The organism is Pseudomonas fluorescens Q2-87 (genome assembly GCF_000281895.1).
Taxonomy (GTDB): Bacteria; Pseudomonadota; Gammaproteobacteria; order Pseudomonadales; family Pseudomonadaceae; genus Aquipseudomonas; species Aquipseudomonas fluorescens_S.
On sequence record NZ_CM001558.1, the window covers coordinates 453,470 to 466,466 of the forward strand.

At 61.2% G+C, this 12,997-nt stretch carries 12 protein-coding genes and 1 riboswitch; of the genes, 6 read left to right on the forward strand and 6 right to left on the reverse strand.

The features are described from left to right. Positions 1–81: 81 nt before the first annotated feature. The gene (ahcY, locus tag PFLQ2_RS25260) at positions 82–1,491 is read right to left on the reverse strand and encodes an adenosylhomocysteinase (RefSeq protein ID WP_003177535.1); all 1,410 of its coding nucleotides are present in this window, start codon (positions 1,489–1,491) and stop codon (positions 82–84) included. A 23-nt stretch (positions 1,492–1,514) separates the two neighbouring features. Next, positions 1,515–1,621: riboswitch (S-adenosyl-L-homocysteine riboswitch) on the reverse strand. Positions 1,622–1,811: 190 nt separating this feature from the next. Between ahcY and PFLQ2_RS25255 the strand changes: the two genes are divergently transcribed. Both PFLQ2_RS25255 and PFLQ2_RS25250 read left to right on the forward strand, forming a co-directional pair. Then, complete coding sequence (locus PFLQ2_RS25255) at positions 1,812–2,216, forward strand: acyl-CoA thioesterase (RefSeq protein ID WP_003177536.1); 405 nt, start codon at positions 1,812–1,814, stop codon at positions 2,214–2,216. 95 nt (positions 2,217–2,311) lie between these two features. Further along, positions 2,312–3,193 carry a formate/nitrite transporter family protein gene (locus PFLQ2_RS25250; protein WP_003177537.1) on the forward strand — a complete coding sequence of 294 codons (882 nt, stop codon included), beginning with the start codon at positions 2,312–2,314 and terminating at the stop codon, positions 3,191–3,193. Positions 3,194–3,230: 37 nt separating this feature from the next. Here PFLQ2_RS25250 and PFLQ2_RS25245 read toward each other — a convergent pair whose 3' ends face one another. Then, positions 3,231–5,171, reverse strand: a complete 1,941-nt coding sequence (locus tag PFLQ2_RS25245) for a patatin-like phospholipase family protein (RefSeq protein WP_003177538.1) — start codon at positions 5,169–5,171, stop codon at positions 3,231–3,233. Positions 5,172–5,413: 242 nt separating this feature from the next. Next, entirely contained in the window at positions 5,414–6,574 is a 1,161-nt protein-coding gene (locus PFLQ2_RS25240; protein WP_003177539.1) for an MFS transporter, read from the reverse strand. A 195-nt stretch (positions 6,575–6,769) separates the two neighbouring features. Between PFLQ2_RS25240 and PFLQ2_RS25235 the strand changes: the two genes are divergently transcribed. Together PFLQ2_RS25235 and PFLQ2_RS25230 are read left to right on the forward strand one after the other, a co-directional pair. Then, complete coding sequence (locus tag PFLQ2_RS25235) at positions 6,770–7,603, forward strand: EamA family transporter (RefSeq protein WP_003177540.1); 834 nt, start codon at positions 6,770–6,772, stop codon at positions 7,601–7,603. 50 nt (positions 7,604–7,653) lie between these two features. After that, the gene (locus tag PFLQ2_RS25230) at positions 7,654–8,037 is read left to right on the forward strand and encodes an MAPEG family protein (RefSeq protein WP_003177541.1); all 384 of its coding nucleotides are present in this window, start codon (positions 7,654–7,656) and stop codon (positions 8,035–8,037) included. 154 nt (positions 8,038–8,191) lie between these two features. Here PFLQ2_RS25230 and mltA read toward each other — a convergent pair whose 3' ends face one another. After that, positions 8,192–9,379 carry a murein transglycosylase A gene (gene mltA / locus PFLQ2_RS25225; protein ID WP_003177542.1) on the reverse strand — a complete coding sequence of 396 codons (1,188 nt, stop codon included), beginning with the start codon at positions 9,377–9,379 and terminating at the stop codon, positions 8,192–8,194. A 129-nt stretch (positions 9,380–9,508) separates the two neighbouring features. Between mltA and PFLQ2_RS25220 the strand changes: the two genes are divergently transcribed. Next, positions 9,509–9,958: a c-type cytochrome gene (locus PFLQ2_RS25220; RefSeq protein ID WP_003177543.1), complete on the forward strand. Its 450-nt coding sequence runs from the start codon at positions 9,509–9,511 to the stop codon at positions 9,956–9,958. Positions 9,959–9,971: 13 nt separating this feature from the next. On the opposite strand, the gene PFLQ2_RS25215 is transcribed toward PFLQ2_RS25220, so the two are convergent. Together PFLQ2_RS25215 and ligB are read right to left on the reverse strand one after the other, a co-directional pair. Next, entirely contained in the window at positions 9,972–10,367 is a 396-nt protein-coding gene (locus PFLQ2_RS25215; RefSeq protein ID WP_003177544.1) for a DUF1090 domain-containing protein, read from the reverse strand. Positions 10,368–10,458: 91 nt separating this feature from the next. After that, positions 10,459–12,132, reverse strand: a complete 1,674-nt coding sequence (gene ligB / locus PFLQ2_RS25210) for an NAD-dependent DNA ligase LigB (RefSeq protein WP_003177545.1) — start codon at positions 12,130–12,132, stop codon at positions 10,459–10,461. A gap of 207 nt (positions 12,133–12,339) precedes the next feature. Here ligB and PFLQ2_RS25205 point away from each other — a divergent pair, with 207 nt between their 5' ends. Then, positions 12,340–12,960: a LysE family translocator gene (locus PFLQ2_RS25205; RefSeq protein WP_003177546.1), complete on the forward strand. Its 621-nt coding sequence runs from the start codon at positions 12,340–12,342 to the stop codon at positions 12,958–12,960. Positions 12,961–12,997 lie beyond the last annotated feature (37 nt).

The following is a 12,997-nucleotide window of genomic DNA, read 5'->3' on the forward strand; positions in this document are numbered from 1 at the left end:
ATCATTCAACATTGATGTCGCCTGATCCTCCGCCTTCGCGAGCAAGCCCGCTCCCACAGGGAGAGCAGGCAATAGAGCCGATCAGTAGCGGTAAGCGTGCGGCTTGAACGGGCCTTCGACGGTGACGCCGATGTAGTCAGCCTGTTGCTTGGTCAGTTGGGTGACCACGCCGCCGAAACCGCGGACCATTTCCAGGGCCACTTCTTCGTCGAGTTTCTTGGGCAGTACTTCCACGGTCAGGCGCTCGGCTTTCTGGGCTGGCGACAGGTCGGCGTATTTCTGGCCGAACAGGAAGATCTGGGCCAGGACCTGGTTGGCGAACGAGCCGTCCATGATGCGGCTTGGGTGGCCGGTGGCATTGCCCAGGTTAACCAGGCGGCCTTCGGCCAGCAGGATCAGGTAGTCGTCGTTCTGTGGATCGAAGCTGCCGGTGCCGGTGCGGTGAACCTTGTGGACCTGTGGCTTCACTTCTTCCCACGCCCAATTCTTGCGCATGAAAGCGGTGTCGATTTCATTGTCGAAGTGGCCGATGTTGCAAACCACGGCGCGCTTCTTCAGGGCCTTGAGCATGTTCGCATCGCAGACATTGACGTTACCGGTGGTGGTCACGATCAGGTCGATCTTGCCCAGCAGCGCCTTGTCGATGCTGGCTTCGGTGCCGTCGTTGATCCCGTCGACGAACGGCGAAACCAGTTCGAAACCGTCCATGCAGGCTTGCATGGCGCAGATCGGATCGACTTCCGATACCTTGACGATCATGCCTTCCTGGCGCAGGGACTGGGCCGAGCCCTTGCCCACGTCACCGTAGCCGATCACCAGCGCCTGCTTGCCCGACAACAGGTGGTCGGTGCCGCGCTTGATGGCGTCGTTGAGGCTGTGACGGCAGCCGTACTTGTTGTCGTTCTTGCTCTTGGTCACCGAGTCGTTGACGTTGATGGCCGGGATCTTCAGCTCACCCTTGGCCAGCATGTCCAACAGACGGTGTACGCCGGTGGTGGTCTCTTCGGTGACGCCGTGAACCTTGTCCAGCACGGCTGCGTACTTCTTGTGCAGCAGCTCGGTGAGGTCGCCGCCGTCGTCGAGGATCATGTTGGCATCCCACGGCTGGCCATCCTTGAGGATGGTCTGCTCCAGGCACCACTCGTACTCCTGCTCGGTCTCGCCTTTCCAGGCGAACACTGGGACACCGGCGGCGGCGATGGCGGCAGCGGCCTGGTCCTGGGTCGAGAAGATGTTGCAGGACGACCAACGTACTTCGGCACCCAGGGCAACCAGGGTTTCGATCAGCACGGCGGTCTGGATGGTCATGTGGATGCAGCCGAGGATCTTCGCGCCCTTGAGCGGCTGCTCGCCGGCGTATTTGCGGCGCAGGCCCATCAGGGCTGGCATTTCGGATTCGGCGATGATGATTTCGCGACGGCCCCAGGCGGCGAGGGACATGTCGGCGACTTTGTAGTCGGTAAAATCTGCAGGCGTGATAACAGCGCTCATGAAGAGCCTCCATTCGTAATGTATGCGAATGGGCGCCGTTGTGCGTTTAGTGTCGGTGCGGGTAGCCCCGTACAGACAACGCCCCATCCGAGCCTGACAGGTCGAACCTGCTGCAGCGCCCCTCGGACAGGTGGCGGGAACGGCCCAAAGCGTGGGCCGAAGTAAAGCGGGGCGATTATAACGGGCTAATCGGATCTTCCAAAGGGTTTCTGTCGGCAAATCAAAACTGCCGATAGCTGTCATAGGGCTCGCGACCTAGAGCCTGACCGCCCGGTCTGCCATGATGCGGCTATTCATCGGCCAGACGCTCAGGAGTGAACATGAATTTCCACACCCGCAAATGGGTCAAGCCCGAAGACCTCAACCCCAACGGCACGCTATTCGGCGGCAGCCTGTTGCGCTGGATCGACGAAGAGGCGGCGATCTACGCCATCGTCCAGTTGGGCAACCAGCGCGTAGTCACCAAGTACATCTCGGAAATCAATTTCGTCAGCGCCTCGCGCCAGGGCGACATCATCGAGCTGGGTATCACCGCTACCGAATTTGGCCGCACGTCCATCACCCTGACCTGTGAAGTGCGCAACAAGATCACCCGCAAAAGCATCCTGACGGTGGAAAAAATGGTCTTCGTCAATCTCGGCGAAGACGGCTTGCCCGCGCCCCATGGCCGGACGGAGATCAAGTACGTCAAGGATCAGTTCCAGGACGGCATCACCAGCGAGTGAGAGGCGGCTTCAGGCCCCCGTGAACATTGGCCCACACTGAACAGCTCCGGACGCCGCGTGTCGTAGGTACATCACGCCACCGGTTCAGGAGCTGTATGGATACCCACGAAGAAGGCAAGACCCCTGACCTTTCGGCCCAGGAGCAACACGAAGTCGACCGCAACCAGCCGCCGCGGGCGGCGGTGCTGCATGAAATCATCCGCACCCAGGGCAATCAGGAATTGGAGCGCAGTATTGCCGCGCTCTGGTGGTCGGCCCTGGCGGCGGGGTTGACCATGGGCCTGTCGCTGATGGCGATGGGGTTGCTCAACTCGCGGTTGCCGGATCACGAAGGCTTCAAGGTGATCGCCAGTTTTGGCTACTGCGCCGGTTTTCTCGCGGTGATCCTGGCTCGACAGCAATTGTTCACCGAAAACACCCTGACTGCCGTGTTGCCGGTCATGAGCAACCCCACGCTGGCCAATTTCGGCCGGCTGCTGCGGCTGTGGGGCGTGGTGCTGGTGGGCAACCTCTGCGGAACCTTGCTGGTGGCGTACGTGATGCTGCACCTGCCGATTTTCGACAAGCCCACCGACCAGGCATTCCTGGAGATCGGCCGCAAGGTCATGGAAAACGACACCGGCCAGATGTTCGCCAAGGGCATCATTTCTGGCTGGATGATCGCCACCATGGTCTGGATGATCCCGTCGATGGAAAGCGCCAAGATGTGGATCATCACGCTCATCACCTACTTGATGGCGCTGGGCGATTTCACCCACATCGTGGTCGGCTCGGCCGAGGTGTCGTATCTGGTCTTTGCCGGGCAACTGTCGTGGGAGGACTTCTGGCTGGTGTTCGCCGGGCCGACGTTGGCGGGGAATATCATCGGTGGCAGCTTTATTTTTGCGCTGATCAGCCATGCGCAGATTCGTAGCGAAGTGAGCCTGCCCAGAGGTAAGCCATCTGCTGCGCCAGCGCGGCGCAGCGACTCGGAGTAGGGGGAGCCGATTTATAGGCTCCCGGTGGGCGTGGCGGTTATTTGAATCGCATGTTGCGCAGTGTCGTGCGGGTTTTTGACTCCGGATCGAGCAGCCCCGTGTAGCGCGACCTGTAGTTCGCGATGACCCGTTCAAGTGAATTGTTGAACGCGATCTTCTGTTCCAGTGAATTTTTGGACGCCTTTGGATCTTGCACCTCTTGCAATTCCCGAATGGCCCCGTTGATCAGCTTGATGTTCGCATCGGGCTGGCCGCCGAGAAAGCGCGCGGGATTCAGTACGTGTTGCACGACGTTATGGGCGCGGGTGGCAACGTCTTGCAGATGCATTTTCTCGACGGCGTGCTGGGTCACCACGGAAATGGCGCTGGGCGCGCCTTTGTCCCACTCGGCGGCGGCCTGCAGGAACTGCATGAAGTCCGGGTCATTGCCGTGATTGAGGCGTTTTGCCAGCCATTCCAACTGGTCGGGCTGATCCGCAAGCTGGTCGAGGGCCCAGATAGGCATGTGCATCTCTTGGGTGGGTTCAAGCTTGGAGGACGTTTTGTTTGCTGTCTTGATCGATTCCTTTAATTCTTTCAGCGCCAGTTGTGCGTGCCGCCTGAAGGCGATCACCTCGGCGCAGGCTTCGTCGTGCTCCAGCTCTGCGCTTAGCTGCTCTAACGTGTTGTCGTCAAACGCCAGCAGGGCCTCCCTGATTGAGGCAAACGAATAGGTTAGCTGAGTGGCGTTGCGCTCGTCCAGATGGGCTTGGACAGCCTTGCGCAGTTCTTCCTGAAGAAAATTCTTTGTCTTCTTGGGCATATTGAAATCGACCGTTCCCCTCAGGCCGGAGTGATCGCCTTCTTTGAATTTCAGCGGTACGACGACGGTATGTTCGTCAAAACGCTTCAGTTGCTCGGCATTCCACACAGAGCTGGCCGTATGGGGGGCCTTGAGAAGTCTATCGATCAGGGCTGACATACCCGTCCCCCGCTGGGTTTCCTGGCCTGATTTTTCAGTGTCGAATACCAGTATCAAGTGCTCGCCGTTCGGGATCGGGCTCGTCGAGGCAGTCGGGTTATAGATAGCAGGTACCGGTGTGTTGTTCAGGATGCCGCCATCGGCAAATGCCGTGGTGGTGCCCATGGGTTGGAACGGCTGCCCTTGCAGGGTCGGCTTGCTGAACACCACCGGCAGCGACGCGGAGATACGTGCTGCCACGGCAATGTCCATGTTCGGGGTCAGGTTCGCGTTGAAGAACACTGATTGCGTACCTTCCTCGAACATGGCGGTGCCGGTGATTTCTAGCGTCTTGATCTGCGGGATATCTTTGCTCAGCGCTGCCAGGTCGGCAAAGGTGACGTGCTGGTTTATTTCCACGTTGGCAACGGCTTTTTGCGCTTCTGTGGAAAGAGGTGTGGGGTGCTTTTCGCAGCATTGCAAAAGCGCCGCGCAGGATTCCTTTCTGATCAGTTCCTCCAGCGGCATCCCCTTGGAGCCCAGGCGTGGCAACAGATCACAGAGCAATTGCGCCAGGGGAATGCTTTTCAATTGCTCGCCCAATTTCGACAACCTGTCCTGCCAGATTGAAACCTCGTCCTTGCTGCTGTTGAGCAACTTAACGAGGGAGATGTCGTCGGAGATCCTGTCGAAGCCGGCATGAGTCATACCGCAGGCGAGTAAAGCGGCCGCTAGGGCCCCCGCAGAGGCACCTAAGAACGTTTCGATAAAGTCCATGAGGCCGTTGGCTTCGAGCGTATCGACGAGGCCGGAATAAGCCACCCCCTTGGCGCCACCGCCGCTCAGGACCACTTCTGTGATGGGCGGCCGATTCATACTGACCTGGACGCTACCGTCCTCATTTCGAACGAGAGTGATCGACCGGTCTGTCGCGCCGCAGAGCAATTGTTGGGGGCCTTCAGGGGGGGCTTGTTTGGCAAGCGGGTCTACGTGTTCACAAGCGTGAAGGGAAGGATTGTATTGCGAAATTTCTAGCATTCGGGTTCGTTCCGTGTGCCCAAGAGGGGGACCGAACTGTAAGCATTATCTGAAGACTAATTGCGTTGTGACTCAACTGGACAAATATCCGCTGGCTGCAAACGGCAGTCGGCGAATCTCAATGGAAAGCGCTCTAGAACAAGGCTCCTAGACGGTCGGTAAAACAGCTCGCACGCATGAGGACAAAATCCTACTGAAAGTGTTGCCCATTCGCTCGCGGGCCGGGCAGGTTTCTCAGATGATCAAACAGCCACTGCCGCCAAGCGTCGTTGCCGATGAATAAAGAACAAGGCTGTCAATACCGTAAGGCCGCCGACAGCTGCCCCCGTCCATGGCAAGTCGGCCAAATCAGCCCCGCTGGCCACCACCAACCCGCCAATCCACGCCCCGGCCGCATTACCGAGGTTGAACGCGCTCTGGTTCAGGGTCGAGCCGAGATTCGGGGCTTCGTGGGCCTGGTCAATGATCAGCAGTTGCAAGATCGGGCACAGGGCGAAGGCGAAGATGCCCCACAGCACGAGGGTGATGGCGGCGGGTATCACCGACTGGCTGGTCTGGCTGAACGCGGCGAGCACCAGCACCACGGCCAGGGCCATGGCCACCAGCGACGGTAGCAGGCGCCGGTCGGCCAGCCGTCCGCCAAGGAAGCTGCCCGCCGTCAGGCCGACACCGAACAACAGCAGCATGATCGTCACGCCGTGCGGACTGACGCCGGTGATGTCCTGCAGGATCGGTGCGATGTAGGTGAACACGCTGAACAGGCTGGTGGAGGCCAGCACACTCATGCCCAGGGCCAGCAACACGTTGACCTTGCCCAGGACCTTGAACTCGCTCGCCAGGTTGGCTTTTTCCATGGGGATGTCCTTGGGCAGCCAGACCCATTGGGCAATGGCTGCGATCACGCCGATGACCGACACCGCCCAGAAGGTCGAGCGCCAGCCGGCGTATTGCCCCAGGGCCGTGCCCAACGGCACGCCCAACACGTTGGCCAGGGTCAGGCCGGTGAACATCATTGCGATCGCTTGGGCCCGTTTGTTCGGCGCCACCAACCCGGCGGCCACCACCGAACCGATGCCAAAGAACGCCCCGTGACACAGGGCAGTGATGACCCGGGCGGCCATTAGCGTGGTGTAGTTCGGCGCCAGGGCGCAGAGCACGTTGCCCAGGATGAACATCAGCGTCATGCCCAGCAGCGTTGCCTTGCGCGGCATGTTCGCGGTGCCGATGGCCAGGATCGGTGCGCCGAACACCACGCCCAGGGCGTAGCCGGTGATCAACAGCCCGGCCTGGGGAATGCTCACCGCCAGGTCACGGGCGACATCGGGCAGCAGGCCCATGATGACGAATTCAGTCGTGCCGATGCCGAAAGCGGCGACGGCCAAAGCAAGCAAGGCGAGTGGCATGCGCAGGGTCTCTGTCTGTAGTCTTGACGCTCTGATCAGGCATACGCATGCCGGCGCCCCGGTTCGAACGAACAGGGCAGCGACGGAATTATTGGAATTGGCTTATGCGCAACTGAATGCGGCGTGGTCGCCAGCAGTATAAACCGCTGCCGATGGATCGCGAATCAATTCTCTGGATGGAATAAGGAGCGTGCCGTGCTTGCGACGGCCTTGGTGTTGGTTGCGGCGCTGTTGCATGCGGCGTGGAATACGCTGATCAAGTTCAGTGGCGAGCGTCTGTTGGTGGTGGCGTGCATGGACAGCGTCGCGTTGCTGTTCGTCGCCCTGGCCCTGGGCTTCGTGGCCCTGCCGCCCGTGGACATCTGGCCGTGGATCCTGGCGTCGGCGGCGTTCGAGTTGCTGTATCGCTATTTGCTGATCCAGGCGTATCGGGTCGGTGACCTGGGGCTGGTCTATCCGCTGATGCGAGGGTTGTCGCCGCTGGTGGTGCTGGTCCTGACTTTTATCTTCGCCGGTGAAGCGCTGACAACCCAGCAGATCGTCGGCATCCTGCTGATCCCGTTCGGCATGCTCTGCCTGTTGTGGCAGGGCGGTGGCGGGGCGCGGCTGCCCTGGTCGATGCTGCCGGTGGTGGCGCTGATCGGCTTGTGCATTGGCTGCTACACCTTTATCGACGGCCACGCCCTGCGGCGCTGGTCCCATCCGCTGGATTACCTGGTCTGGGTCACGTTGCTCAGCGCCTGGCCGTTCCCGCTGCTGACGTTGGTCGCCAAGCGGCCGGCGTTCATGCGGTTCTGGCGTGAGCAGTGGCGGCTGGGGCTGGCGGTCGGGTTCTGTGTATTGTTCAGCTACGCTCTGGTGCTCTGGGCCATGCAATTGGGGTCGATCGCCGAAGCGGCGGCGCTGCGGGAGATCAGTGTGATCCTGGTGGTGTTGTTCGGCATGCGTTACCTGAAAGAACCTTTCGGCCGGCCGCGGCTCTTAGCTTGCGGGCTGGTGCTGGCGGGCATGCTGGTGATGAAATTCTGACCGGCGCCCTGACTCGTGATTTCTCTAAAACTCAAAGAAGGAACTGCTTCATGACGGTTGCCCTGTGGTGCGTGTTGATTGCCTTTCTCTTGCCTTACCTCTGTATTGCAATCGCCAAGGTCGGTGGGAAATACCGGTTGCGGGATAATTACGACCCTCGGGATTTCCTCGAAACGCTTGAAGGCGCACCTCGACGCGCATACGCCGCGCAATTGAACAGCTTTGAAATCACCCCGTTTTTTGCCGCCGCCGTGATCGTCGCGCACCTGGCCGGCAATGCCGAGCTGGTGACCATCAATGTGTTGTCCGTGTTGTTCATCACCAGCCGCCTGTTGTACATCATCTGCTACCTGGCGGACTGGGCGATCCTGCGCTCGCTGGTGTGGTTCGTGGGCGTAGGGTTGGTGTTGAGTTTCTTCTTCGTTTCGGTCTGAGGCTGGCGGTTGAATCGGCGGCGTCTGTACTGGCCCTGTCGCGAGCAGGCTCGCTCCCACATTGGATCTAGCCGTACACAAAATATGTGTCCACTGGAGATCAACTGTGGGAGCGAGCCTGTTCGCGATGGGGCCGGACAAAGCACCTCATTCCTTAGGGATTGGCGCTAACCGCATTCGCCACCTGTGGCACTTGGGGCAACGCCATGCCCTTGGGCCAGAGCATCCAGATCTGCCCCTGTTGCTTCATGTCCCCGGCCAGTTGCCCTGCCGCCTCGCCCGTGCCCCAGAACAGGTCCGCCCGTACTTCGCCGGTAATTGCGCCGCCGGTGTCCTGGGCGGCGACGGGGCGATTCAGGGCGCTGCCGTCGGGGCGCGTGGTGGACAGCCACAGCAGGCTGCCCAGCGGAATCACCTTGCGGTCCACCGCCACGCTGTAGCCCGCGGTCAACGGTACGTTCAGCGAGCCGCGCGGGCCTTCGTTGCTGTCAGGGTTGCGATTGAAAAACACGTAGCTGGGGTTGCTGCCCAGCAGCTCAGGAATGCGGTTCGGGTTGGCCTTGGCCCAGGCACTGATGGTGCCCATGGTGACGTCTTCTTTTTTCAGTTCCCCCTGTTCCACCAGCCAGCGGCCAATGGGGCGATAAGGATGACCATTCTGGTCGGCATAGCCGATACGCAATAGGCGGCCATCGTCGAGGCGGATGCGACCCGAGCCCTGGATTTGCAGGAATTGCAGGTTCATCGGGTCTGTCAGCCAGGCGATGACGGGGGCCTTCACTCCATTGTTTTCGATGGTGGCTGCGTCGTCATAGGGCTTGAGCACTCGGCCTTCGAGGCGACCGCGCAGGCGTTTACCCTTGAGTTCGGGGTAAATGCTGTCCAGTGACACAATGATCATGTCCTCCGGCACCCCGTACACCGGGATATTCGCGGTAGCGGTCCGGGTGAGACTGCCGGGGTAGACCGGCTCGTAGTAACCGGTGATCAGGCCGTTGGGGCTGTTGTCGCCCGAACGCAGGCCATAGACGTCCAGGTTCTGTTTCAGAAAGCTGCGAACGGCCTGTGCGGTCTGCGGCACATTGGCCGCTGCCGCGCAGGTGGGCCCCCACGTCGCATCGGCCTTGAGCCGGGTACAAGCGCTGCGCCAAGAGCCGAAACCGGCCAGCAAATCCTTGTCGGACACCGACGGTAAGGCTTCCCACGGCGCGCTGGCATACGTGGCGAGCGCGTGGGTCTGCGGCGCTTCGACCTTTTCGCCGCGATTGCAGCCGGCCAGCAGCGCGATCAGCGGTAGGGTCAACGCCAGGCCTTTGTGCCAGGTCTTGAAGCGGCTGTTCATGAAGATTTCCTTTGCAGCCATTCGAGCGCTTTATGGGGCGCCCAAACAACCCGTATTGTTGATAGGGGCATTGGTCTTTACCGGTGACCCGAGGATACTAACCGCCGTTTCCTGCCCCCCGAGGCCAAGATGTTTGTAAAACGATTTTCCATGGCCGTACTGGCGTGCCTGATGTTGTCCGCTTGTGGCGGTGTCGATCCCAATTCCCCGCTGGGCCAACGCAAGGCGATCTTCAAGCAGATGCTCAAGACCAACGAAGAGTTGGGCGGCATGTTGCGCGGCCGAGTCCCGTTCGACGGTGCGCGTTTCGCCGAAGGCGCGGTGAAGCTTGATCAACTGTCCCATGAGCCGTGGAAGCACTTCCCGCCAGTACGCGAGCAGGACCACACCAGCGCCCTGGATGATGTCTGGCAAAAGCAGGCACATTTCCAAGACCTGGCCCGCAATCTTGAAGCCGCCACCGGCGAGTTGGTGATCGCCAGCAAGGTGCAGCCCTACAAGGCCAGCTACTTGGCGCCGGCGGTGCAGAAAGTCGAGGATGCTTGCAGCGCCTGTCATAAGAAGTTTCGGGATCATTGAATAAAGGCAGCTACTACTGATCTAGCTCATCGACCGCTTCCTGCAGTTCCTTGCGGGAGGCGGCCAGCTTGTCCTTGCGTTTGTTGATGCGTTCGGCGTCGCCTTTCTTCATGGCTTTTTCCAGGTCGGCCTGGCGCCGGCTGACTTCGTGCTTGGCGTCGAGCACCTTGTTTTCCCGCTCTTTGCGCAAGGAGGCGTCGGTGCAATGCGTGGTGACTTCGTTCAGCGCGGTTTCCAGGCCTTCTTGCTGATCCTTGTTGCCACGGGACTTGGCCAGCTCGATCTGGTTGATGATGCCCTGGCGCTTGGCCGCGCAGCCGGTAAGCTCCGGTGCTTGCTCGTCCGCCATCGAGGGGGCGGCCATGGCGCTGCATAAGACCAGCAGGGCAACGGGGGACAGGAAATTCATAGCAACTCCGTAAAAAAATCGCGAGCGGGTCGACACAGATGCGCTGTTGGAACGCATGTTGGCCCCTTGGGTTCAACCGCACGGGCCCGGATTAAAAACCGTCGACTCCGGCGGCGCGTAATACGTCGCTCAAGGCCAGCACCTGCGGGTCGCGAAAAAACGCGCTCAATTGCGCGGCGCGACCCGCTCCGATGCCGGCCTCGGCTTGCCATTGTTCGGTGCTGCGCTCGGCCAGCGCCTGCCACGGTCCTTCCAGCCGGGCCTCGCCGGCGGGCGGAAGGCCAAGTGCCTTGAGCCATTGCCCGAAAGGACGTTGCCGGGCTTCACCCAGGCTGTCGAGCAGGCGCGCGCTACTGCGTTCGCCGAAGCCGGCAATGGTAGCAAGCCCGGCAGCATCGAGGGTCAACCAATCGAGCAATCCGTCGAGTCGACCGGCGGCCAACAATTTTTTCCAGGTGCCCGGGCCGACATGGGGCAGGGCAAGACCGTGCTTGCCGCTGAGCCAGTCCAGGCGTGCCAGGAACTGGCTCTCGCAGCCAGCTGTAGGTTGCCAGCAACTCAATAAGTGATGATCGGCTGCCCGCGGGACACTGAGGTCCTGGCGGACCACGCTGCGCAGGACGACGCCATCGAGCCGCGGGATGGTCAACCCGGCGAGGCTGATGGCGATCCGGTCGCCGGGGCGGATATCCATGTCCTCCCAATACTTGAGGGAGCTGACGCTCACCCGGCGGATCCAGCGGTCGTCGAGCTTGATGGGTTCAAGTTCCAGCACCGGGGTAATGCGCCCGGTGCGGCCGATCTTGAAGCGTACCTTGCGCACTTCGGCCAAGGCCTGGGCATACGGGTATTTCCAGGCCACGCTCCAGAACGGCACCCGGGCCCGCCAGCGATCACTGGGTGGACGGCGGCTCTGGCGCAGGACAATTCCGTCACTGGCGAATGGCAGCGGCGTGCGATACCAGTGGTCGCGCCAGTGTTCGGCATCGGCCAGTGCCTGGACCGGCTGGTTGTAGTCGAGCGTGTCGGCGAAACCCAGCGCCGTCAGCGCGGCCATTCGCTCGGGCAGGGTGTCCGGTCCTTCAGGCCACTCCCAGACAAACAGGCCGATGTCCGATGCCTCTTGCGCCGTCATGTTCGTGCGCGCCATCAGGCCCGCCACGGTCCCGCGGGCGTTGAGACTGCCGCTGCTGGCCTGTACATGGCTGAGCAGGCGCCAGTACAACTCGCCCTGAACGAGCAGGTCGAGGGGCTGGCTCAGCTGTTGGGGGATGGCGCCGATCTTGCGCGCATTAGGGGTCCAGTCATGGCCCTGGACACCATCGCCGCGGCTGATCGCCTGGTGCAAGCGACCCGCGCGATAGACCAGGGTGACCGCCACGCCATCGACTTTCGGCTGGGCCCAGACGTCCGCTCGTCCGTGCAGCCAGGCCCGCACGGCCTCGACGTCCTTGAGCTTTTCAAGACCCGTATGCACGACAGGGTGCGGCACCTTCCCGCGCGCTGTGCGCAATGGGCTGGCCGACTTCTGCAAGTCGAAACAGCTGCGCCACTGATCCAGTTGCGTGCGGGACTGATCATAGAGTTCGTCGGCCACCCGCGAGCGACCGAGGCGGTGGTAACTGTCGTCCCAGCTATCGATTTGCTGTTGCAGGGCGGAGATTTCTGCCCGGGCGCGTTCGATCGGCCAGTCGGGGCAGGTCGCCGCAACGGCCGGGGCTGAAAGAAATAAAAGGAAGGTGAGTGTGAACAATAACGCTGGCATCAAAGCATCCTTGCTTGGTTGAGTCTTTGAAGGCTAGACGTCGGTGCACGGGCTGCGAGTCCCGTTGCGTTACCGGGTTTTACGAAGCCTGATGGCACAATCACGGCGGTACAGTGCGGTGTGATTTAGCCGCGCAACTGTCCCTTGAACCCAGCCGTGGCCGGCGCAGAATGGATGTTCGATCCACCCCGGCCGGGAGCTCTCACAATGGACCTGACGACACTTGCCGTTTTCATTCCGGCCTGCTTTGCGCTGAACATGGCACCGGGACCCAATAACCTGTTGTCCATCAGCAATGCCTCGCGCTATGGCTTCGTCCGGGCATGCAGCGGCGGGGTCGGTCGGCTGGTGGCTTTTGCGATCATGATCGCCTTGGCGGCAGTGGGGCTGACGGCGGTGCTGCACACCTCGGAGTTGCTGTTCCTGGGAATCAAGCTTGTCGGGGCCGGCTACCTGTTCTACCTGGCCGTGCAGTTGTGGCGAGCCCGGCCCGAGGCCGACAGCGACGCCGCAGTCGTCTCGATGAGCATGAGCAGCCTGGCGCGTCAGGAATTCCTGGTGGCGATTGGCAACCCCAAGGCAATCCTGCTGTTCACCGCGTTCCTGCCGCAATTCGTCGACCGCGCGGGCACCGTCACCCAGCAGTTCGCAATACTGGGCGGGTTATTCCTGGCGCTGGAATGCGTCGCCATCGGCTTGTATTGCTACATGGGCATCCATGCGCGGCGGTTGTTCGCCCGGCCCAGCGGCAAGCGCCTGTTCAACCGGATGTGTGCGGGATTACTGGCCAGTGCGGCTTCGTTTTTGCTGGTGGCACGGCGAGCCTAGATTCACTGAAGGTCCCCCGTGGTGAGGGAGCAAGCTC

Bases quoted from the DNA above. Each gene is read 5' to 3' on its own strand.
- ligB (WP_003177545.1), bottom strand. From the start codon at position 12,132: ATGCCAGCGTTATTGTTCACACTCACCTTCCTTTTATTTCTTTCAGCC.
- PFLQ2_RS25220 (WP_003177543.1), top strand. From the start codon at position 9,509: ATGTTTGTAAAACGATTTTCCATGGCCGTACTGGCGTGCCTGATGTTG.
- PFLQ2_RS25240 (WP_003177539.1), bottom strand. From the start codon at position 6,574: ATGCCACTCGCCTTGCTTGCTTTGGCCGTCGCCGCTTTCGGCATCGGC.
- PFLQ2_RS25255 (WP_003177536.1), top strand. From the start codon at position 1,812: ATGAATTTCCACACCCGCAAATGGGTCAAGCCCGAAGACCTCAACCCC.
- PFLQ2_RS25230 (WP_003177541.1), top strand. From the start codon at position 7,654: ATGACGGTTGCCCTGTGGTGCGTGTTGATTGCCTTTCTCTTGCCTTAC.
- PFLQ2_RS25205 (WP_003177546.1), top strand. From the start codon at position 12,340: ATGGACCTGACGACACTTGCCGTTTTCATTCCGGCCTGCTTTGCGCTG.
- mltA (WP_003177542.1), bottom strand. From the start codon at position 9,379: ATGAACAGCCGCTTCAAGACCTGGCACAAAGGCCTGGCGTTGACCCTA.
- ahcY (WP_003177535.1), bottom strand. From the start codon at position 1,491: ATGAGCGCTGTTATCACGCCTGCAGATTTTACCGACTACAAAGTCGCC.
- PFLQ2_RS25250 (WP_003177537.1), top strand. From the start codon at position 2,312: ATGGATACCCACGAAGAAGGCAAGACCCCTGACCTTTCGGCCCAGGAG.
- PFLQ2_RS25245 (WP_003177538.1), bottom strand. From the start codon at position 5,171: ATGCTAGAAATTTCGCAATACAATCCTTCCCTTCACGCTTGTGAACAC.
- PFLQ2_RS25215 (WP_003177544.1), bottom strand. From the start codon at position 10,367: ATGAATTTCCTGTCCCCCGTTGCCCTGCTGGTCTTATGCAGCGCCATG.